The following is a 21,551-nucleotide window of genomic DNA, read 5'->3' as shown; positions in this document are numbered from 1 at the left end:
CGCGGCTGTTGGCCGACCAGCTGGGGCTAGCGGCCAGGAGGTCTGACGGTCCCGCCGCGTGGCGACATCTGGAACGTGATGAAGCGTGGCTTGTAGATACTGGGGTCACTGTAGTGATCGGCGTTCGGATTCACGCGGTTGTCCATGCTGTTCACGTTGTAGGAGAGGGTGTAGGGGCCGAGCCCGTCTGGCAGCTTCGTTCTGTGGACGTGAGCGTTGTAGCTGATCACGTTCGGGTTTGCGTAGCTGCCCCAGGGGCCGGGTTCGGGCATGCGGTAGACGTCTGTCTCAAGCTGGAAGGGGCCATGCGGGGAGCAGGAAACTGATGCTTTGATCTGCCCGCTGAAGCCTTCCTTGCTTGTTTGGCTGACTGCCATGAAGCCACCATTCCATGGCGTCACGCTGTACTCGTTGGCGATCCCGGTGTGAACGTTCGCTGCCTGCTTCTCGCTGCGCATCCAGCCGCCGGCACCGGGGTTGTAGTACTCCCATTTTCCGGTGAGATCGGTGCCCTCCACGCGTGCGATGCGCATCTTCTTGTTCAGCGGAGCATCGTCCACTCCATAGATGTAGGTGTAGCGGTCGCCGCTGAGGCCGGCGGGAAGCAGAGCTGATCCCCACCCGACGCCAGGCGTTGAGGGCACGGGCTCGATGTACAGGGGCTCGTGTCCGTGTGCCGTGCCCAAGTCGTCGAGGGAGAACGTGGCGACGAAGTTGGCCTTGTGCTTGAAGTCCCAGTTCCCTGGACCGAACTTGTAGTACTCCTGGAAGATGACCTGCAGGTAGGTGGTGTTCCCCTCCTTGTGCAGTTGCCCGTCTCCCAGCCAGTACCAGTGTTTGTCCGCGGCCGGTTTCATGAGGCCCTCGGGTTTGGTCTTGGTCCCGCCCCGGAGCGTGGTCATTTTGTCGCCGTCCTGGACCACGAAGGTGCTGTTGACGAGCTGTGCGCTCGTAGGCCTGGTGCCGTTGCTGTTGAGAGGTCCCAGGAAGGTGTCGGAGAAGAGCCAGAGAATGCGGCCGTCCGGGAGCTTGGCGGAGAAGGTTGAGTCACCTCCGGTCCATCCGTCGGGTGTGTTCTTCGCGTAGTTCAGGAAGGTCTTTTCGGGAGCGGCGCTGGTTTTCACGTCGTGTACCTCTGGCTGGCGAAGATCACACGACCGGTTGGAGACTGGTGAGGAGACGCCGTCCGGTTCATCCACCCCAGGGTATTTCCCGCCGTCTGCTGCGAGCACATTGACGAAGAAGGTGTCTGTGTTGATGATCCGTTCATCGAGATAGAACGTATTAAGGAGACGGCCAGCCGCCTGGTTGTCGCCTCCGTTCAGAGGTCTGACGGAGAAATGCCCCGTCGAGTCGTCCTCGACGCCTCCTGTCGAAGCGCCTTCCCGTGTCGATGCCATGGGGTATTCGTCACAGTCGAGTGTCGCACCCCTGGAGTAGGATTTACCGAAGTTCGTTACGCAAGCCGCAGTCGACTTATCCCTGTTCTTCTTGTGCAGTACGTCGTTTTCACTCCCGGCCGCACCTGCCAACCGTTCCAGTGATTCACCACTCTGAATCGAACCTGGGATGTCCTTGTCGCCGACCGTTGGCGGTCGAGTCGAGTTCGGCTTGAATTGCGCGGTCCATACATGCTTGGCGGTCTGTGCAACACCAGGCTCCGCCTTGAAGTTCCAGATGGATGTGACCCCGTCGAATACGCATCCGTACGATGGCACACCGACAGGCCATTTCATGTAGGTGGCCGAGTCGCAACGGAATCCCGCCTCACCGGGCGGGATCATGATTCCCGGTACTGGATACTCCTGGAACACCATTGAGTTCAGGGTGAAATCCATGTAAGCTATCTTGTCGCCGGACAGCGAACCCTCAGGGGACGAGTATTTCCAATCCACATAGCCGGCTTGCATCCACCCCGCGATCGAGTCGATTCGACCGTTTCCTGCGGCGGCATCGCATGCAGCTCCCGAGTTGAACGAAGTGCATACCCCCGTGAAGCCGAGCTGGTCGGTGATGCGTGGGGCGCCGAAGGTCTGGGGCTGGTCGAGCATCATCCAGTACCGAGCCTTGCGGGCGCTGCGATCGTTCTTGTCCTGGTATCCCTGCCCCATGATCCCGATACGGAACTGGACGCTGCCGATTTCTACGCAGCCATTTCCTGGAGGCGGGCCCTTGCAGTTCTCGTAGGAGGAGTAGCTCCCGAGGGCCTTCTTGCACCACTTCCAGTGGCTGAGCGTCACCGTGTTTGCGCCGTTGTAGTCGGCGTCGTAGCACTCCGTCATGGCTGCGGGAGGGAAATCTCCCGCCAGCCGAGGCCCAACCTTCTCGTTCTTCTTGATCTTGTTGAGGTGGTTGCTTCTGGTGCGAACCTGTTCCGGGGTCTCCTTTTGTATGCGCTTCCGGCGTTCATCGAGGGTCTGCGGGGGCTTGCCGGGGTTCTTGAGCGGGGTCCCGTCGGGGCTCGTGACGACGAACCGGCCGGCTCGCTCGCCGCTGCCCTGAGCCTGCGCTGCTGGCGCGATCAGGGATGACAGAAGGGCGGCGATGAGCACCCCCAGCCAAACTGGTCTTCGTCTCTTGGGTTTTCTGCACGTCCGCAAGTGAAGCCTCCTCGCTGCACGTAGGCATGGCGATGCAGGCCAAGGGCAGATGCCTATGGCCCTGGGAGATGTTCACATGGTCATGCCATACGCAACGAGACTTAATTAAATCTCGGCGTGTTCAAGCGGAATGATCAGATCCTCGCTTCGCTGGCTTACACGGCGGCAATGGAGAGACTCGTGGCCAACTCAATCGGCGAGAACTGGCCAAAATTCGCCGCAGCCCGCTAGGGGGTATTTGGGCCGCCCGATGGGTTCTGTCGCCTGAGTTTTTCTAGGTAGTCGGCGCGCCTTTGGGATTGCTCGGGCGTCTCCTTCTGCACTCGCTCTTTGCGCTCTTGCAAAGAGCGAGGAGCGTGTGGTGTAGAAAGTGGCTTCCCGTCGGGGTCTGTCACGGTGAACATTCCGCCGTGTCCTCCGCTTTCGCCACTCTCAGCCGATGGGAGGGCAGGAGCACACACAAGCCCGGCCCCTGCAAACACACTGATGAGCACGGTCCTTCGGCGCATGACAACCCCAGTCCGCCCGGCTACACGTGGGCCAGAAGCCTACTGCCGCGAGGGTCCGATGGGCAGGCAGATGACCACGAGACCCTTCAGAATCCCGGAGGAGCCAAGCCGAGCCGCCTGCTGCGCGTTCTTCGCCTGAACAGCTCGCACCTGCCGGTAGACCGCCGACACCCCGACAGCATCGATCACCGCAGAGAGCGAGGTCGCTGGAGCAGCGAGGCCACCGGCTTCGCCCGCAGTCCGCAGCAGGAGTGGCCGGTCGCCGGCCCGTCCTGAGCCACCCACGTGAGGGTCAAGCCCGACTGCCGGGTCGAAACGCCGTCCCTGCAGGACTGCGCGGGTAGACGGGCCAACTCCGTATGTACGTGAAGGGCAACGCGGGTCAGGCCGGGCGGCTGGTCGCCGACTCCTGGGCGAACTTCACCGTCGACCGGGAGCTCCCGGAGGTCCCTGCGCCGGGGGCCGAGCTTGGAGATCCAATCCAGGAGCGGAGGCCTGGCCCAGACTCCCACCAACTTGAAGGAAGTTGAGATGGGATTTGGCTTGCTCCGCCGTATACCGGATGGCTGCGTTTGCTGGGCGGTGTTGGCGTCGCCGCACGGCTACTTCCTTCGTAAACATGCTGGCTCCTCGCGGTTGCCGCAACGGGTCTTTCCCAATTGCGGCAACCGAGGAGAGGGGCACTCACGAGACGAGATCGTCACAGGACGCTGGAGACAGTGACGGGAGCGCGATTCTGCGCTGCTTCCGCCTCTTCGTGTAGTGCCGCGAGTAGCTCGCCCATCCGGTCATTGCCGACCTGCTCGCGAGCGCGGACGGCGTACTTGATCGCGTCACGCGTGATCTTTCCGGCCTGCTGGGCAGCCTCTCGGGCGACGGGAAGCAGCCGCTCCTTCCAGTCGTCCGCGATCTCACGGTCCTCTGAAGCTTCACCACCGTCCGGGACGGGAACCATGTCTTCGTCCGCGAGGGGGTTGGCCGTCCCGTGGTCCGGTGATTGATCTTCCGTTCGGTCAGCGGGGACCGGTGAACCGTCCGGGACGGAAGTACCTTCGGGACCGGCGGGTCGGGGTCGTCCGTCCGGGACGCTCTCCACATGCTCCCGGCTTGCGGAGGGCCAACCCTCCGCGTCCCTAGGGTGGACTGAGGCGGGCGGGTTCCCCTTGTCCAGACTGGCTCGTTGCCCATCCGTTGAACCCGGATCACGACCGTCCGCTGCAGACGAACCGGGGACTGCGACCGACTCAGAAGCTGGTGCAGCGCCGGACCAGCCACGCTCGAACTGATCTTCCGTGGCGCTTGTCCGCTCTGTCCGGACGGCCTCGCGGACAGGCTCCGGACGGGTCTTGAAACGGTCCGGGACGGACGACTCGGCCGTCCGCGCCATGATGATGTAGAGGTGGACCGAACCCGCGAGTGCCAGCGGCGCGAGCGTGGAAAGGACACCGACGACACGGTCCTCCAAGTGCAGCGCGGACGAGCCGGACTGCGGACCGCGGTTGAGCGTGATCGCGTGCAACGCGTTGGCCCACAGGCTCGATCCCGTGGCTGCCAGGAAGAGGAACCAGGCGTACATGCGCGCACCAAAACCACTGTGACGAAGCAGCACGAGCGCCCGCACGCCGTACGCAATGAACCCGTCGATGAAGACCGGGAACAGGTAGGAGAGCGACGGACGTGCGTGTATCGCGATGGCCACCTGTCGCAGTGCGTCGTAGGAGAAGGCGAAGCCAGCCGCACCGAGCAGGATGATCGCTGCGCGGTCCCAGACACACATCCTGCGCAGCTCGTGCGAGCCCCTCGCCAACGTTGCCTGGGCCACCGCAGTGCGCTCCACGTTCATGCCTCGGCACCGTTGTTCCGGGCGTTGATGTCGGGCCAGGCGGCCGTGCGCGTGAGCAGCAGACCGAGTTGTTCGAGCGAGGTCACTTCGTCCGCCTGCTGACTTGTGCACGAGTCGCAGGTGCGCCGCAGCACGAGCCGCTCATCCCCCTGGCCATCTCCGCTGTAGTGGAGCACCAGGTGCTGACCGGATGCCGTGTCAAGCGACGAGAACGCCTGGAGGTGCTCGTCCAGTCGGAGCACGCCGAGCGCCTCCCACGTGAGGGTCGCGGCGTCGTCTCCGAGTACACGGCGGGCGTATTGCGAGGCCGCTGTGATCGAGCGTGGTGCCCAGGAGCGGAGGGCCTGCTCTCGCACCGTGGTGTGCCGTTTGGCCGCCACATACATGAGCGGGTGTGTCATCGAGCAGGTCCTTCCAGAGAGCAGGTGGCGAGGCGCGGTTCGGTGCGGTTGGCCAGGCGGAGCAGGACGTCGGCATGGCAGGGGGCATCGAGGGGGCAGGTGCACATGAGGTCGAGGCCGTAGAGGGAGCGGGCGAACCGCTCGGCGTAGTAGCGCCCCACAGGCCCGCGGAGCATGGCGTCGAAGAGGTGCACGGCTTCGTGCGCAGTCATCGCTCTCCGGCGCACGAAGGGACTTGGGTGACCGGCGCGGAAGGGGTTGGCGTAGCGGGTGCCCCCGCCGACGTAGATGCAGGAGGCGGGCGACCTCCCGGCGGTACGAGCGGAGCCTTGGAGGCGGACCGGCATCATGCGGCCCCCCGACTCCGGCGTCGGTCGTCCCCGATCATCGGGACCAGTGCCGTGACCATCTCGGCCAGGCGGCTGGCCACGCGGTCACCCACGAAGTCGGTCAGGTCCGGGCCGTCTGCGTCGCGGGCGGGGAGGTTGGACGTGATGATCGTCGGGAGGCAGTGGTTGTAGCGATAGTTGATCAGCCGGTACGTGATCTCCTCGGTCCACTCGGACGTCTTGGACGTCCCGAAGTCGTCGAGGAACAGGTACTGCACGGTGGACAACCGCCTCAGTTCCCGCTCCGAGGACCCGACCACATGCGTTGGCCGCAGATGCCCGTACATGTCCGCGCTGTTCACCGCGAGCAGCTCGAACCGGTCGGGGCCGCCCGCCGCGATGTGGCGCAGGGCCCCGTACGCCTGATGCGTCTTGCCCGTACCGGTCAGGCCGGTAAGAAGCATCGTCCCCGCCTTCGAAGGGTCATCGAGAGCTCGCTCGGCCCAGGCCCTGACATCAGGGAACGTCGCCTCAGCTGTGCGGAATCGGGGCGGGGTAGCAGTCTCCCAGCGCGTCAGCGCGTACTCGACACGAGCACCGTGATGCCAACCGGGATCGCCGGGGCCCCCTTCGTCGGGAATCGGCGTAGTGCCGGAGCTGGACAAGAGAGGTAGTCCCTTCGCCGCGAGGATGCGGTCGATGGCACCCATCGACCGCGCCTGACCTGCGCGTTGGGGCTCAGCCATGCTCAGAATCCGTTCTGGTAGGCGCTGGGCTTGGCCGAGTTACGGAAGGGCTTCCAGCCGCCGGGCTCACGCCGAAGCGGGACGACGTTGCCTTGCGGAGCCTCAGCGGGGACATGGGATGGCAGGTCGTCCCAGATGCGGAGCAGGTAGCGGGCTGACTGAGGTGGCCGACCCGGATCCCACCGCCGCGCGATGAGCTCCACGAGCCGTTCAGCGCCCCAGCGGGCCGACAAGACTGTTACCCGGTTCCATTCGTCGTCCGAGAGTCGCCAGCCCACGAGCATCCCCGCGTGGGTCAGTGCCGCAACGACTTCCTGGGCGCCAGTCGGGATATCGGCGGCTTCCAATCCCTGCTGGCTCGACTTGGAGGAGGGCGAGCTAGCTTGCTTTTGAGAGGTGTTATTACTCCCGTAGGGAGTAATAACACCGTGTACGCCCGAGGAAGAAACTTCCTCGTTCTGTGGCAAGAACTTCCTGCCTTCTGCGTCAAGCTTCCTGTTTCCAGAAGTAGCTTCCGAGTAATTGCTTCCTGCGTCTTGCGAAACGGCGTCGCCGCATGGAGCCAGTTCGGCAGGGTGGCCGAGACGTATGGAGTATTGGTTCTGGTGCCCCCTGCCGCCTCCAGAGCTGTAGGTCAGCTCACCGAGGCCGGACAGTTCCCTAAGGCACGTGGTGATAGACCGTGGAGAAAGCCGAGTGAGCTTGGATATGTCCTTCAGGGCCAACGTCGCTTGCCCCAGCTCATCGGCCTCACGCGCAAGGGCGAGCAGGACGGTAAAGGATCCCCGCTTTGACCGCGATGAATTCCATACGAGATCGGTCATGATGTCACTCACGGTGGCCGCCCTCGGCCGTTGCGATGAGCCGAGAAGGGGTGATGCCGAAAGAGTTGTCATCATCTGGGATGAACCCCAACTGGTCCGGTTCCGGAGTTCGATAGAGAAACCCTGTAGGAATGTGGAATTCGTGAGACCGCCGCCAGTCGGTACGGGAAAAGTGATTACGGACCAGCCTCGCTGCATGTTGCTCTATCTCGTGACCAACTAGGAGGCGAGAGAAGGTCCCTGCGTACAAATGGGCAGCGTCCTGGCTTATTGGGCAGACGCGGACCACAACGATCGAATGGTCCAAGACTCTAATTTGCCCGTAGAGCCCCGTGTGGGGTGCAGGCGAAGAGGTGTTTTCGGGCATGGGAGATCTCCCGTGGAACGCAAGGGAACCCTTGCGGAAGAACGGATTTACCCGTCGAGGGGCGCTCAGGCAGCCTTCGACGCAGGTGAAGTAGGAGCCGGGGAGGTGGCCGGTGCGTACCGCTGCTTGTGCTCTCGGGCGAGCTGCCACAGGTACTTGCTCGGGACGCCGAGCCCGCGGGCTACCCGGTCGGCACCGATCATGGGGTCGGCGGCGAATCGGGCCACGACTTCCTGACGCTCGTGAGCGCTGAGCAGGGTGGTGACGCCACGCAGCGCTGCTGAGATCGCGGTGCTGTCGAGGCGCTGCTTCCAGGACCTCCGGAGTTCGGACCGTTCCGATGCCAGAAGTCCGGCCCGGATGCCGTACTCGTCGTCGCTACGCAGGGACTCGACAAGGCATCGTGCGGCCACCGCCAGCGGGCAGGTGGCGCACAGCTTCAGTGGGGCGTTGAGCGCGATCCCCTGAGCGTGCCGTACTTGATCGGGGTCGCTCCAGGGATGCTCTGCGGTCGGGAAGAAGGTATCGGCCATTCTTCCGGAACATTGAGCTTTCTCTGCCCAGTTCTTTCCTGGCGCGTCCGCCGCTGCTTCAACTAGAGGGGTCCAATTCCCTTCACGGGCAGCTTGCACGGCAACACCTATGCTCGACGCCATCATGCATCATCCGAACTGGATTCGGAAGTGCATGCTGAGGCAGAGCCCACGTAGCGCGCATAAACGAAGAAGTTTTCATTCACGGTCATTGACTTGGCTTCGAAAGATCCAGCCGGACGGAAAGCGGCGAGGATGCCTCTTCGTATCTGATAGGCGGCCGTGGCGGCGTCACCTCGTTTTGCGCGCTCCTGAATGCGCGCCCAGCAATTGGGATTTGCTTGAAGCTTCCTCGCAGCGTCTGAGTGTCGGACGCTGGAGGTCGCTGATCTGCGAGTGGGGGAGGGGAGATCTTCAAAGACGATGTGGCTAACCACTGGAAATTACTCCTGGAGGATCACTGAGAAGCGCGTTGGCACGCGCTGAGCCGAGGTGCGGGAATCAGGCGTGTGAAGAAACGCGTGAACGTCGCGACGGCGTGAGGTTTGTGACCCTCTCGCTCTGGCCGTTACCGATGGGGATCGCGTCGAGATCAGGCCGCACGGCGTACATCTCGGAAATGGCCCTGAGGTCATCATCGGTGAAGCCGACGAACTTGCCCATCTTCCGGTGGGGGAGTGACCCTATGCGTCCGCGGAGCCACTTCTCCGGGATGTTCAGTCGCCTGGCGGCCTCTGTGTAATCGACGTGGAGCGTGTCCAGCTGACGCAGTAGGGCATCGACGTCGCCGCTGTCTGCGATGAGTCGCAGCACCGCAGTGAGTCCTTGCAGGTTAAGGGTGCCGCCGACGGCAGGTGTCCCTGCGGGGTGTCCCATGACACAATCACTCCTTGAGCAGGCAGGGCATGGCCCTGCCTGCATCCGGTGACAGCGGAGCATCGCCCCGTTGCCACTACCGAAGTGCGACCGCGAGGTTTACCAGGCCCGTGCGGTCTGCACTGCTTCTTCGGGAGGCTGAGCCTCCCAAGTTCGGCTCATTGGTGTGGAGTTCCCGCTCCCGCCAGTGGGCCGAACTTGCTTCTTGGAGCCGCTCGACGGCGGCTCGAATCACGATTCCAGGACGGGTTCCCATCCTGACATCATGATCACTATACCATCATTTCCTTCCCGTCATTTTCTTCTCTTGACTCCCTGTGGTGATCTTCGGCTGGGTCGGCTGGGATACTGGCCAGCGTGAAGAGCGTCCAGGACTTCAGCCCGGCTGGGTTTCGCGCCGCCTATGAAGAGCGGGGCATGACCCAGGCTGACGTAGCGAAGGTCGTTGGCGTGACGGTCGGCACTGTCGGCCGATGGGTCACGGGCAAGGGGGCGCCCAGCTCCCGCAAGTTCGCTGCACTGGTCGAGGAGCTCAAGGTCCCTCGGTCGCAGCTGCTGCTACCCCTCTCCGCTGACGCCGACCTCGCCGTGCTGCGAACGCGCGCCGGCCTCCGTCAGGAAGATGTCGCTGAACGTCTGGCCGTCCAGGCGTCGGACGTTTCGGAATTGGAACAGGGGGTTGGGCGCATGAGGGTTGAGTGGGTCGAGCCGCTGTCTGCCCTTTACGACGTTCCGCCGGAGCGGCTGGCCGCGGCCGTGGAAGTCGTGGAGGGGCGCTGGCGCGCGAACCTAGATGCCAAGCGCCAGTGAGTCAATCCCTGGCGCGCTATCGGTACTTGGCTCTACTTCCGGTGATGTCTTAATGCTGGCAGCGGCTTCACTGTCCGATCTGGAATGGGGGCGGGGGTGTAAGCGGGGCCTCGTTGTTGAGTACCCACGTACTTGTCGCGGGTGGAGGCGTTGAATCGACGGCAAGGAAGGTCACGTTGAACTCGCTGTCTGGTGGGTCGGTTCAGATCGGCTGAGGGCATACGAGGTGGGCGGGCTGCTGCGATTGGATCGCTGCGCCCTGCACGCATCCATGAAAGTCCGTAAATGATCACTAGTCAAACGATTGTTTGCAGTTGAATCTGCAATCAAAGGATCGTTGGACCGTCAGTTATGGTTGCTTCCTCACCACTTGTCGAGAAAGACCGCTACCCGTGACCCCAGTCTCCAACCCTGGGCAGCCGACCTTCGCCGCCCGGCTCAACCTTTTGTTCGAAGCTTCCGCCCCCGAAGATCCAGAGCGCCCTGGTCGGTACGTCGAGTACACGAATCAGCAGGTCGCGCAGGAGATCTGTCGGCGCCATGGTGACGGCACCATCACGGCTGAGTACATCCGCCGCTTGCGCAGAGAAGGTGGACCTCAGCCCACCGCGCCGTACATGTCGGTGCTTGCCGACTTCTTCGGGGTCCCGCTCGACGTCTTCAATCTGACCAGTACTGCGGCGAACACGACCGCGGGCGGTGTCATCGCCGAGCTCGAGCGCTTCCTCGACGAGCGACGCCAGCGCCAGGAGCCGGAGGGGAACGAGACCCTTGCCGTTCTCGCTCGATCTGCCAGCCGGTTGTCCCCTCAGGGCCAGGCACGTGTTGTCCAGTACGCCGACCGGCTAGGGGAAGTCGAGCAGATGGAGCACGAGGCCGGGGCAGGAGAGGCGAAGCGGCCCGACCACGACTGACCGACTATCCCCCACGCAAGGTGCACGACTCCGGTGATCCACTACGCCGACAGCCAAATATGCCGAGCTCTCGCGAGTTTCCCGGTTCCTGAACCACTGACCATCGACTCGCTGTTCGCCGTCATTCAGGATCGATACCCGCGGCCACTGGAACTGTGGCGAGAGGACCCGCCCCTCGCCGGTCTCCGGGCCAATGGCCTGTGGCTGACTCGTCCCGAGGCGGAGAGCGATGCCATCTGGGTCGCGCCGGAGCTCACCGGAGCCGCCGCCGTGCACACCCTTGCCCACGAAGTCGGGCACATCGCGCTGAGTCACAAGCCCGTTGTGCTGCCCGCGGAGCCAGAACCCGAGCCGTACCAATTCTTGTCAGCCGACTTCCTGGCCGGTTGCTTGATGGGCCGTACTCGATCCCAAGACGGCCCTCAGGACCCTGAGCACGTCAAGGTCGAGGACCAGGCGGAAAGGTTCGCGTTCGCCCTACGCCGGAAGGCGCTCGATCGCGCCCGCGAGAACCAGCACAGCGGCGATCCGCTCCTTGACCGCCTCTACAAGGCGCTCTAACCGCTCCTGCCGCCGCCTACTCAGAAACAGCTCCTGTTTTGACCTCCGATGACCACATAGCTCTCCTGACGATCATCCCGCTGTGGGCGGTCGTCGTCGTCCGCGCCAACGCCCGGCGCAAGCGCACCGAACCCAACGCGGGTAAGGACGCACTGTTCTGGACGTTCGTAGCCCTCGCCATCGGCACCACGCTGCGACTATCGCCGCTCGAACACGCCCTGGCCTCACTCACCGGGATACGCGACTCCGCCGTGTTGCCGAAGCACCTCTCCCTCGTGGTGGCGTGTCTTCTCCTGGTGGGCTGGGTCGACTCCGCCGTACCACCACGCAGTCCCGAACCGCGCTGGCGCCGCCTCGCTGCGTTCAAGCCGCGACTTGTCCTCGGCGCTGTCGCCGTCACCGCGGCCGTCGCGACTTTCCCCGGCGCCGCTCCCGCTCGGCTGGCCCCCAACGGGGACACGGACTTCATCAACGGCCAGTTCGGCGACGGGTGTGGCACCGCCTACCTCTTCGTCTACCTCATGCTCATCGGCGTCGCGCTGGCGCTGTCCGCCGCCTTGTGCACGGCGGCCGCCAACCGTAGCCCGGCGGGCGCTTTCCGCCGCTGCATGCAGCTCATGGCCATCGGTTGCGGGCTCGGCGTCAGCTACCCCATCTACCGGCTCACCTACCTCGGCTACGGTCTCGTCGGTTCCGATTTCCCGTTGACCGAGGACCAGTTCGACATGGGAGGAAACCTCCTCCAGGTCTCGACGATCCTCCCCGTCATCGCGGGCTCCAGCGTCCGCGCCATCGACCTCGTCGCCCGCGGCCTGCGCAACCGCCGCGCCCTCATCGACCTGCGCCCGCTGTGGATCGACCTCGTGTGCGTCCTCTCCCCGGACACTGTCCGCAAGCACCTGGACCAGGGCACTTCCTCATTCCGCGACTGGTGGAGCGTGCGCGACACCTACGACCGGCTCGACCAACGCGTCGTCGAGATCTGGGACGCCGCCTACGAACTGCTCCCGTGGATCGACGAGGACCTGCCCGCTCGCGCGCTGGCCGCAGCACGCGTCGAAGGCTTCACCGGCGACGACGCGGAAGCCGCCGCCGAGGCCGTGTGCCTGCGCATCGCCCGCCGCCGCGCGGTAGACGGCGAACCCCAGGCCTTTCCCGCGACCGTCGAGCCGCTGTTGGCGCTGCGCGACGACCAAGAGGCCAATGCCCGCTGGCTGACCCGTGTCGCAGCCGTCTACACCTCCACGCGCCTGGACTCCGTCGAGAAGGCGCTGGCGAACGAGAACGAAATGGTAGGAACAGCGTGACCACCCTGCACGATGCGCCTGACTTGGCTGTCACCCCCACCGCCATCAGCAGCAGGCGGGCACGGGTAGCGCGGCGCATCACCGACGGACTCGACCCGAAGAACGTCATCATCGCCGTCAGCCTCTTGACCGGCCTTGCCCAGGACCGCCCACTGATGGGTCTCGCCTGGGGCGTCGAGGCGATCGTCTTCGCCGCGGTGATACCCGTCGCCTACATCAAGTACGGGATCAAGTCCGGGAAGTGGAGCGACCGGCACGTCGGCAACCGCCAACGACGCCTTCTCCTGATCCCCGTCATCATGGCGTCCGTCAGCATCGGCATCGGCACCATGCTCTGGCTCGGTGCCCCACGCCAGATGCTCGCCCTGGTCGTCGCGATGCTCACCACACTCGCTGTGCTTCTGCCGATCACCGCGTTCTGGAAGATCTCGGTGCACACCAGTGTCGCGGCCGGTTCGCTCGCGATCCTCGCGTGTGCGTACGGGCCCATGGTCTGGCTGGCCGTGCCGCTGGTGGGGGTGATCGCATGGTCCCGCGTGTTCCTGAGCGCTCATACGCTGGCTCAGACCGTCGCTGGAGGGGGCGTTGGTGCCATCGTGGCGGGGGGCGCATTCAGTGTGCTGAGTTCGTGACGTAAGTGGCTGCGGGAGTTCGCGTTGTGCACGAAGCAGGTCAGCAGGGGCTGTGCGAGATGCGGCTTGTGGAGCTTCTTCATGCGGCGTTGTAGGTGGTCAGAGCGATGGCTCACCCCGGCTTGCCTCCGTTCGCGCGGAGAGTACGACGCCACCGACGCACTGGACAGCATCCTCGACGACTCACCTCCGCTCGCCCGGAGAGCACCCGCACGGGCATCCTCATGCACGGCCAGCGCGCGACTCACCTCCGCCCGCGCGGAGAGCACGCCGCGCCAGCAACGGCGAGCCCCAGAAGGAACGACTCACCTCCGCTCGCGCGGAGAGCACGCGGCACGACCGTGCGCCGCCGGACCCCGGTACGACCCACCTCCGCTCGCGCGGAGAGCACCCGTCACCCCTCGCGGGGTGAACCGTCGGCCCCGACCCACCTCCGCTCGCGCGGAGAGCACGCGCCGTAGCTGGTCGGGCTCAGCTCGTAGAGCGACCCACCTCCGCTCGCGCGGAGAGCACTGTACGCCTGCAACTCGGCGTCGTGCGCGCCGCGACCCACCTCCGCTCGCGCGGAGAGCACACGGGCAAGGTCGGCGGCGAAGCGGCACGCGTCGACCCACCTCCGCTCGCGCCGAGAGCACAGCCGCTCCCTCATCCCCCGGCCCTCCTCCACCGACCCACCTCCGCTCGCGCGGAGAGCACGCATCGCCTTGAGCAGTGCCGAATCAACCTTGCGACCCACCTCCGCTCGCGCGGAGAGCACCCCCAAGACTGGGCGGCGCATGTCCTACACGGCGACCCACCTCCGCTCGCGCGGAGAGCACGTGTCACAGGATCAGACACGGAACACGATGACCGACCCACCTCCGCTCGCGCGGAGAGCACCCTCCAACTGGTCGACGATCCGGGCCAAGGTGCGACCCACCTCCGCTCGCGCGGAGAGCACGAGGAGCACCAGCCCGCCCGGACGCGCCCGTACGACCCACCTCCGCTCGCGCGGAGAGCACAACGTGGCCGGGGGCGCTATCTCCACGCCCGGCGACCCACCTCCGCTCGCGCGGAGAGCACTCTGAAGAAGCTGGGCCCGCTGGCGAAGGCCACGACCCACCTCCGCTCGCGCGGAGAGCACGGCGAACTCCTCCCGCAGAACACGGTCCTGCGCGACCCACCTCCGCTCGCGCGGAGAGCACGCCGTCATGTACGCCGTGGCGACGGCGGGCGGCGACCCACCTCCGCTCGCGCGGAGAGCACCCTGACGGTCGGGGGAAGCGGCGGCGAGCAGCCGACCCACCTCCGCTCGCGCGGAGAGCACGACGTGCTGGTCGTCGTCGTGGACCTGGACGACGACCCACCTCCGCTCGCGCGGAGAGCACTGAGAGGCCACCACCCGAACCGGGGCGGTGGCCGACCCACCTCCGCTCGCGCGGAGAGCACTCCAGCCGGTCGGCGAACTCCTCGGCGGTGAACGACCCACCTCCGCTCGCGCGGAGAGCACCCGTGCGTTTCGGTACTTCGGGCGTGGAGCATCGACCCACCTCCGCTCGCGCGGAGAGCACAGCGCATCAAGGCGGCGCTGAACCACGAGTTGCGACCCACCTCCGCTCGCGCGGAGAGCACGACGAGGACGGCCGCCCCCAGATCGAGACCACCGACCCACCTCCGCTCGCGCGGAGAGCACGTGTACCCCCGGTGGGCCGTGGTGGTGCGCTACGACCCACCTCCGCTCGCGCGGAGAGCACATCCAGCTGACCGCACACCGATGACGATCTGCCGACCCACCTCCGCTCGCGCGGAGAGCACTCCGCCAGGGATGGCCTGGGCGGCCGCGAGGCAGACCCACCTCCGCTCGCGCGGAGAGCACCCGTACGTACGAGGAGTCGATCAGCCCTGTGCCGACCCACCTCCGCTCGCGCGGAGAGCACTCGGGCACGGTCTTGGCGAGGTATCCGGCGGCCGACCCACCTCCGCTCGCGCGGAGAGCACTCGGGGTCGGCGAGGTCGAACCGGTTGGCGGCCGACCCACCTCCGCTCGCGCGGAGAGCACCAGTGCGGCGCCGGACACCCGCCCGGCGAGCACGACCCACCTCCGCTCGCGCGGAGAGCACTTGACCTCTTCGTATCCGGCATCCATGACTGCCGACCCACCTCCGCTCGCGCGGAGAGCACGCGATCTGGTGGGGCGCACCCGGGTGAGGTGGCGACCCACCTCCGCTCGCGCGGAGAGCACGTGTTCGTGCGTGCTCTGGCCCGTGTCACCGCCGACCCACCTCCGCTCGCGCGGAGAGCACTCCACCCAGGCCAGGTGCTGTGCCTGTCCAAGTGACCCACCTCCGCTCGCGCGGAGAGCACGTCGCCGACCCCGGCAGGTACGACGGTGGCCCCGACCCACCTCCGCTCGCGCGGAGAGCACTAGGAGAGCAGCGTCAGGAGCAGCCCCTTCGCCGACCCACCTCCGCTCGCGCGGAGAGCACCCTTCCCGACCTGGGACTCTAGAGACCCTTTGCCGCTTCTTTGTCATCTGGGTTGAGCAGACGCCGCTGCTGGTGAACGGGGAGGAGTATCTGGGTCACGTGGAGAGACTCTACGCGTCCGGCGCCAGTTCGCTGGATCTCGTGCTGCTGTGCTTCGCCGCAGACTCCGGCTGTCCGTCGAGCCGCCTCACAGGTGATTCGCTGGCCCGTGTCCTATCCCAACTCGACTACCTCACCGCCGTGTTGGCATGTTTCGGTAAGTGGAGCGCATTGTCAGTGGCGACTGCTATTCCTTGCCTCATGACGAATCACGGAGAGGCAACGCCCGGATGCGTTCCGCTCGATGCCCGGTTCTGGGGCAAGGAGCGGGAGCTCCCGCATCCCTATCCGGTCGTGTGTCATCTGCTGGACACTGCCGCTGTTTTCGGGGTCCTGTGGGATGTCCTGCTCGGTGCCGAGGTGCACGAGCGTGTGTCCGAGGCTCTCGGACTGCGGGTGGAGCAGGCACGGTCCGTGCTGTCGTTTTGGGCGGGACTGCACGACTTGGGGAAGATCACTCCGCCGTTCCAGGCGCAGGTGCCAGAGAGTTTCGCCGGGCTGCGGGCGGATGCCGCGTACCGGTTCGCTCCGGGGGCGGAGAAGGAGCGGGCGTTCCGTCATGAGATGGCGACGCACTGGTCCCTGACCCAACTGCTGGGCGAGGCCGGGTATCCGGCGGACGGCCGGTTGATGCGGCGGGCGGTGAGTCATCAGGTCGCTCAGCTGCTCGGCGGGCACCACGGGAGTTTCGGCGCGGTCCTCCTGTCCAAGGAGCTGTCTCGGGCGAGTGAGTATCGGCCCGGCCTTGGGGAGGAGGGCTGGGCCGCACAGCGGCGGGCGCACTTCGCGGAGTTGCGGCGCGTTACTGGAGCCGACGCGGTGCCGACGCAGGGGCTGCCTGCCGAACTGGCCGTGAGCGTCACCGGGTTGGTAGTCGTCGCGGACTGGCTGGCCAGCCAACGGGGCGCGATCGTGCCGCTGATGCCGCCGGTGGGCTGGCAGGGCAGGCCAGAGGAGCTGGATGCGCATTGGAGCCGCACGCAGGCGGCGGCGGTCGGGCTGGTGGCGAAGGCGCGTCTGGGGCGGGCCCGGTTTGACGCCGAGCGGTTCGAGGAGATGTTCCCGTTCTCACCCAACGCCCTGCAAGGTGACCTTGCTGAACGCCTTCCGCGGCTCGTGGGGGAGAGGGGGCCGGGACTGTTGCTGGTCACCGCGCCGACCGGGGACGGCAAGACGGAGGCGGCGCTGTACGCGGCCTCGGTTCTGGGGCGGGCCGCCAACGCGCGCGGCCTGTACTTCGCCCTGCCCACGATGGCCACGGCCGATGCGATGTTCCCGCGGGTCAGGGACTTTGCCGCCGAAGCCCTGGAGGGGGAGCGTGCTCTGACGCTGTTGCACTCCATGGCCTGGCTCAGCCCCGCCTATGCCCAGGACGAGCAAGCCCCCGAAGTCTCGGACGGAGCCGTCAGCGCCGACCCGGCCACGGCGACCGAAGCGGGGACATGGCTGCGCGGCTCCAAGAGGGGGCTGCTCGCACCGCTCGGTGTGGGCACGATCGACCAGACGCTCGCTGCGGTTCTGCCCCTGCGGTACAACGCACTGCGGCTGTTCGGCCTGTCCGACAAGGTCTTCGTCGTCGATGAGGCGCACGCCTACGGCCCGTGGATGCACCAGCTCCTCTCGCGCCTGCTGGAGTGGCTCGGCGCCTTTCGCGCGCCCGTGGTTCTGCTCTCGGCGACGCTGACCGGCCGCACGGCCGCCTCCCTGGTCGACGCCTACCGGCGGGGCGCCGGGTTCCTGGAGCCTTCAGCGGTCGAACCCGCCTATCCGGGCTGGCTCTTCACCGACTCCAGGACCGGCAAGATATCCAGGCCCCGCACCGTCACCAGCCAGCGTGCCCGCACCCTCGACATCGACCTGCGGCCGGTGGCGTGGGATGCGATGGAAGGGCCCGCCGCTACACCCCGGACAGAGGGTCGCCGCGCAGCCCTGCGAGAGGTGCTCCGCCCGGTGGCCGAGGAGGGCGGTACGGCGCTGGTGTGCTGCACCACCGTCGCCGAGGCCCAGCAGACCTTCCGCGATCTGTGCACAGCCTTCCCGGAACTGGCCCTGAGAGAGGGTGGGTTGCGGCTGCTGCACTCCCGGTATCCGGCCTTTGCCCGGCAGCGCATCACCGCCGACTGCGAGGAGGCCTACGGCAAGCTGCGCGGCGACCTTGAGGCAGCCCCGCCCCGCCCGGCATCAATCCTGGTAGCCACCCAGGTCGTTGAGCAGTCCCTCGATTTCGACTTTGACGTGGTCGTCAGTGATCTCGCACCCGTGGCCCAGCTCCTCCAGCGTGCCGGACGCGGACGCCGCCATGCACGCGGGAAGGCGGGGCGCCCACCGTGGGCCCACCTCGAGGACCGGCCGCTCCTGGTCGTGTTGGAGCCGGTCGACGGTGACGGCAAGACCGCAGTGCCCCGAACCTGGGGGGCGGTGTACGACGCCGGTCTGCTCCGGCGCACCGCTCTCCTACTCGCCGAGCAGACACGCACCGGCATCGCCATCCCCGATGGTGTCCAGAGCTTGGTCGACGCGGTGTACGCCGAGGACTTCGTCGACGGCCTGGATGCCGCCGCACGACTGGAGCTGCGCCGCATGGACTCCGAGCGCGCCGCCGGAGAGATAGCCGAGGAGCACCTCGCCGGCATGGTCGGCATCTGCGCTCCGGCCGATGTGGCCGGTGATCTCCATAAGCTCAGCCGCCAGGAGGCAGGGGTCACCGAGGAACTCCTGACGACCCGCCTGGGCGCGGACAGCGGCCGTGTCCTGTGTCTGTATGAGCAGCAGGACGGTGCCTTGACGCTGGACGACGCCGGAGCGCTGCCGCTGCCCCAAGGGGGCAAGCGGGGCCCCTCCCGGCAGGAGCTGGTGCAGATCATGGCGCATGTTGCCCCGGTGCCGGGCAGCTGGCTGCGCGGAGCCGAGGGGCACCCCGCCCCTCGGGGATGGAGCGAACAGGTGCCCCTCCGCGATCTCGTCTTGCTGACGGTGCGTCCCGACGACGCCGAGGGCACGACGTGGACTGGCCGCCACGGCAACCGGTCCATCCGGATCTCGGACATCGGCTTGGAGGACGTACCGCACGTCAGTTCACCGCAACGGGAGCCTGGCCGTTGGCAGCCAGCTTCCGCTAGCTTCAATGTGCCGCCCCAGCAGTGGCCCTGACTCCTCCGCAGGCGCTGCTGGGGCGGTGCCCGCCCGCTTGCGCGGGCAGTGGGGGGCGGACGCACTCGGCCGTTGGCAGCCAGTGACTCACCTCCGCTCGCGCGGAGAGCCCGCCCCCATTGTGGCCCGCTGATAGGAGGCCCATGACCACCAGTACGTTCAATCTCCTCGACGAACCGTGGATCCCGGTCCGATGGACCCCGACCGAGTTATCCTCCGCGGTTGCTGGTCGGCCTGACCGAATCGGACTCCGCGAGCTGCTGGCCCGCAGCCCGGAGATAGCGGGGCTCGCCATCGCCGAACCGCCCGCGCACTCCGCGCTGTTGCGGATCCTGTACGCGCTCACCGCCCGGGTGACCGGCCTGGACGAGGCAGGCCCCGGTGACTGGGGCGTGCGTCGCGCCGATGTGCGGGATGCGGGTGAACTGCCGCCGCAGGGCATCAGCGACTACCTTGCCACCTACCGCCACCGCTTCTTCCTCTACGACCCCGATGGCGGCCGCCCCTGGATGCAGGATGCGCGCTTGGCTCACGAGTGCGACCCGGACAACACGGCCGGGGTGAACAAGCTGATCGTCACGCGCCCTTCCGGTAACAATCACTCCTGGTTCGAACACACCAGCGACGCTGCGCCCGGTCTGCCGACCGCCTCGGAGGCCGTGCTGAACCTCCTGGTGTGGCACTACTACGGCCCTTCCGGACGCTGTTCGTCCCGTGAGGTGAACGGTGCGAAGAGCGCCAGCGCGAAGGCGGGCCCGCTGCGCACCGCGCTCTCCTACCATCCGGAGGGCGAGACGCTCTTCGAGACGCTGCTGGCGGGTCTGGTTCCGCCCAAGTCGACGGTGAAGTCCGCGCAGGATCAATGTCCTTGGGAGTGGCATGACCTGCCGGACCCGGATGCCGTCCCTGTTGCCCCGGCCGGACCGTGCGCGCGGCTCACGGCCTGTTCGCAGCACGCGCTGCTGCTCGTTCCGCAGGAGCCGGACGGGCAGTGGGTCCGGGATGCCTTCATCACCTGGGCGTATCGCGACGGCCGCATCCCGCGCGACGACAGCTTCCTGATCTGGCAGGTCAGTCAGCAGGGCAACCGCTATCCGCGCCCGGCCGACTCCGGCCGCGCCCTGTGGCGGGACCTGGACGCCCTGCTGCTCAAGGAGTCCGCAGGGGCCGCGCAGCCCCGGCGGCCGAGGGTCTTCGAGTACGCCTGCGAGGTCTCGGACTACCTGCGGGTCCGCGCGCTCGGATTCGAGCAGGAGGGCCAGGCCAAGGACACCCAGTTCGTCGATGCCAGCACCCCGCCGGTAGTGGAGTTCGTCGAGCGGGAGACGGCACGGACGGCACTGCCGGTGGCGACTCTGCGGCAGCTCGGTGAGACGTATGGACGTCGCCTGGACCGGGCGGTGAAACGGGCCTGGGCCCAGTACGTCGACGATGCCAAAGCGGACGCCGGAACCTGGGCGGCCCAGGCCGGGGCCCGCTACTGGCCGGGTGCCGAGGCCGAGTTCTGGCACCGCTTCGCTCAGCTGGATCGCACCGGCGCAGACCTCGGCGCCGGTTTCGACGCGGCCGCGGCCCGCACGGCGTTCCTGCGCCTGGCCATGGCGGCGTACGACAGCGTGACCGACTCCGTCACCCGTACTCAACGCGGCGCCAGAGCGGCATCCGATGCGCGGATCGAGTTGTACGGCGGCCCCCGCAAGAAGAAGCAAGAGCACGCAGGGAGCGCGCCGCGTCCCGTCCCAGCTCACGGCAACGACGCGAAGGCAGATCACGGATGACAGCGCAGAGCATCACCGAAGACAAGGCCGCGGCCCGACGTAGGCACCGGCAGGGGTTCACAGCGCACGTCGAGAAGCTGTGCCAGGACGCCGGGGCGCGCACGGCGCTGCGCAGCGGGCTGGGCCGCGGCATGGACGACGTACGGCGCATGCACCGCTTCATCGCCCCCCGGCTGCCCGGGGACCGGGTCGGCGAGGCCGAACAGCGGGCCTACTACGCGGTGGCCGCGATGATCGCGGCGCAACCCCGCCAGAGCCCCGCCGGGCCTGAAGACCCCGCCGAGACGGGAGCCGACACCGAGCCCGACACCGGGACCGAGCCCGCCGCGGGCCCCGAACCCGGGCGCTCCGCTGCGCCGGGCACGGCCACGACCGCCTCCGCACGGTACGGAACCAGTCTGGGCACCGCTTTCGCCCTCGCCGTCACCCAAGGCCCCGGCCGGGACCGGAAGATGCGGGAGTCCACAGCCGAGTCCCGCCTCAACCTGCTGACACGGCAGAGCATCACCGGCCTGCACCGTCACCTTCCCGCCTCCGTCCGCTACTTGCGCTCCCTGGGCGTTCCGCTCGACTGGGCACAGCTGCTGGACGACCTGATCGCCTGGCCCGAGTACTCCGGGCGGATCGCACGGCGCTGGCTGCAGGACTACTACCGCCTGAGCAGCCGGGCCCTGCGCGAGCACGCCGACCTGGCCGACCGACAAGAAGCCGAAGCAGCCGAAGCGGCCGCCCCCGGCGCGTAACTGACGGGCACGCGACTTCGCACCGCCCTCTGATATCCGCATCCTCGCCGCCCGCATTCACAGG

At 66.7% G+C, this 21,551-nt stretch carries 16 protein-coding genes and 1 CRISPR repeat array; of the genes, 8 read left to right on the top strand and 8 right to left on the bottom strand.

Annotation, left to right across the window (positions count from 1 at the left end; all coding sequences use genetic code 11):
* Positions 1-26: 26 nt before the first annotated feature.
* The 8 genes from CP970_RS05795 to CP970_RS05760 all read right to left on the bottom strand — a co-directional run bounded on the left by CP970_RS05795 (position 27) and on the right by CP970_RS05760 (position 9,028).
* Positions 27-2,552 (bottom strand): NucA/NucB deoxyribonuclease domain-containing protein, encoded by a 2,526-nt coding sequence (locus CP970_RS05795; protein ID WP_079043373.1) that lies wholly within the window; start codon positions 2,550-2,552, stop codon positions 27-29.
* A 1,257-nt stretch (positions 2,553-3,809) separates the two neighbouring features.
* Positions 3,810-4,952 carry a DUF2637 domain-containing protein gene (locus CP970_RS05790; protein WP_079043374.1) on the bottom strand — a complete coding sequence of 381 codons (1,143 nt, stop codon included), beginning with the start codon at positions 4,950-4,952 and terminating at the stop codon, positions 3,810-3,812.
* Entirely contained in the window at positions 4,949-5,353 is a 405-nt protein-coding gene (locus tag CP970_RS05785) for a DUF6195 family protein (RefSeq protein WP_055545842.1), read from the bottom strand. The genes CP970_RS05790 and CP970_RS05785 overlap by 4 nt, the downstream gene beginning before the upstream one ends.
* Complete coding sequence (locus tag CP970_RS05780; protein ID WP_079043378.1) at positions 5,350-5,700, bottom strand: DUF4326 domain-containing protein; 351 nt, start codon at positions 5,698-5,700, stop codon at positions 5,350-5,352. The genes CP970_RS05785 and CP970_RS05780 overlap by 4 nt, the downstream gene beginning before the upstream one ends.
* Positions 5,700-6,146, bottom strand: a complete 447-nt coding sequence (locus tag CP970_RS44735; protein WP_224058252.1) for an ATP-binding protein — start codon at positions 6,144-6,146, stop codon at positions 5,700-5,702. Before CP970_RS44735 ends, CP970_RS05780 begins: the two co-directional genes overlap by 1 nt.
* A gap of 284 nt (positions 6,147-6,430) precedes the next feature.
* Positions 6,431-7,264, bottom strand: coding sequence for a hypothetical protein (locus tag CP970_RS05770; RefSeq protein WP_150493021.1), 834 nt, complete (start codon positions 7,262-7,264; stop codon positions 6,431-6,433).
* 420 nt (positions 7,265-7,684) lie between these two features.
* Positions 7,685-8,275: a WhiB family transcriptional regulator gene (locus tag CP970_RS05765; protein ID WP_224059164.1), complete on the bottom strand. Its 591-nt coding sequence runs from the start codon at positions 8,273-8,275 to the stop codon at positions 7,685-7,687.
* 378 nt (positions 8,276-8,653) lie between these two features.
* Positions 8,654-9,028, bottom strand: a complete 375-nt coding sequence (locus tag CP970_RS05760) for a hypothetical protein (RefSeq protein WP_055545848.1) — start codon at positions 9,026-9,028, stop codon at positions 8,654-8,656.
* Positions 9,029-9,385: 357 nt separating this feature from the next.
* Between CP970_RS05760 and CP970_RS05755 the strand changes: the two genes are divergently transcribed.
* The 8 genes from CP970_RS05755 to casB all read left to right on the top strand — a co-directional run bounded on the left by CP970_RS05755 (position 9,386) and on the right by casB (position 21,487).
* Positions 9,386-9,838: a helix-turn-helix transcriptional regulator gene (locus CP970_RS05755; protein ID WP_055545850.1), complete on the top strand. Its 453-nt coding sequence runs from the start codon at positions 9,386-9,388 to the stop codon at positions 9,836-9,838.
* Between the two features lie 392 nt (positions 9,839-10,230).
* Complete coding sequence (locus CP970_RS05750; RefSeq protein WP_055545852.1) at positions 10,231-10,752, top strand: hypothetical protein; 522 nt, start codon at positions 10,231-10,233, stop codon at positions 10,750-10,752.
* A 33-nt stretch (positions 10,753-10,785) separates the two neighbouring features.
* Entirely contained in the window at positions 10,786-11,313 is a 528-nt protein-coding gene (locus tag CP970_RS05745; protein WP_055545854.1) for a hypothetical protein, read from the top strand.
* A 38-nt stretch (positions 11,314-11,351) separates the two neighbouring features.
* A complete protein-coding gene (locus CP970_RS05740; RefSeq protein ID WP_055545856.1) occupies positions 11,352-12,620 on the top strand; it encodes an MAB_1171c family putative transporter in 1,269 nt (422 codons plus the stop codon).
* Entirely contained in the window at positions 12,617-13,252 is a 636-nt protein-coding gene (locus tag CP970_RS05735; RefSeq protein ID WP_224058250.1) for a hypothetical protein, read from the top strand. Before CP970_RS05740 ends, CP970_RS05735 begins: the two co-directional genes overlap by 4 nt.
* Positions 13,253-13,431: 179 nt before the next feature.
* Positions 13,432-15,717: direct repeats of the CRISPR family, unit length 29 nt; unit sequence CGACCCACCTCCGCTCGCGCGGAGAGCAC.
* A 99-nt stretch (positions 15,718-15,816) separates the two neighbouring features.
* Positions 15,817-18,966 carry a CRISPR-associated helicase Cas3' gene (gene cas3 / locus CP970_RS05730; RefSeq protein ID WP_398654647.1) on the top strand — a complete coding sequence of 1,050 codons (3,150 nt, stop codon included), beginning with the start codon at positions 15,817-15,819 and terminating at the stop codon, positions 18,964-18,966.
* Positions 18,967-19,109: 143 nt separating this feature from the next.
* Complete coding sequence (casA, locus tag CP970_RS05725; RefSeq protein ID WP_079043376.1) at positions 19,110-20,744, top strand: type I-E CRISPR-associated protein Cse1/CasA; 1,635 nt, start codon at positions 19,110-19,112, stop codon at positions 20,742-20,744.
* On the top strand, positions 20,741-21,487 hold the full coding sequence (gene casB, locus CP970_RS05720) for a type I-E CRISPR-associated protein Cse2/CasB (protein WP_055545858.1): 747 nt from the start codon (positions 20,741-20,743) through the stop codon (positions 21,485-21,487). The genes casA and casB overlap by 4 nt, the downstream gene beginning before the upstream one ends.
* Positions 21,488-21,551 lie beyond the last annotated feature (64 nt).

This window comes from Streptomyces kanamyceticus (genome assembly GCF_008704495.1).
Lineage (GTDB): Bacteria > Actinomycetota > Actinomycetes > Streptomycetales > Streptomycetaceae > Streptomyces > Streptomyces kanamyceticus.
This window is presented reverse-complemented; position numbering and strand designations above follow the sequence as displayed.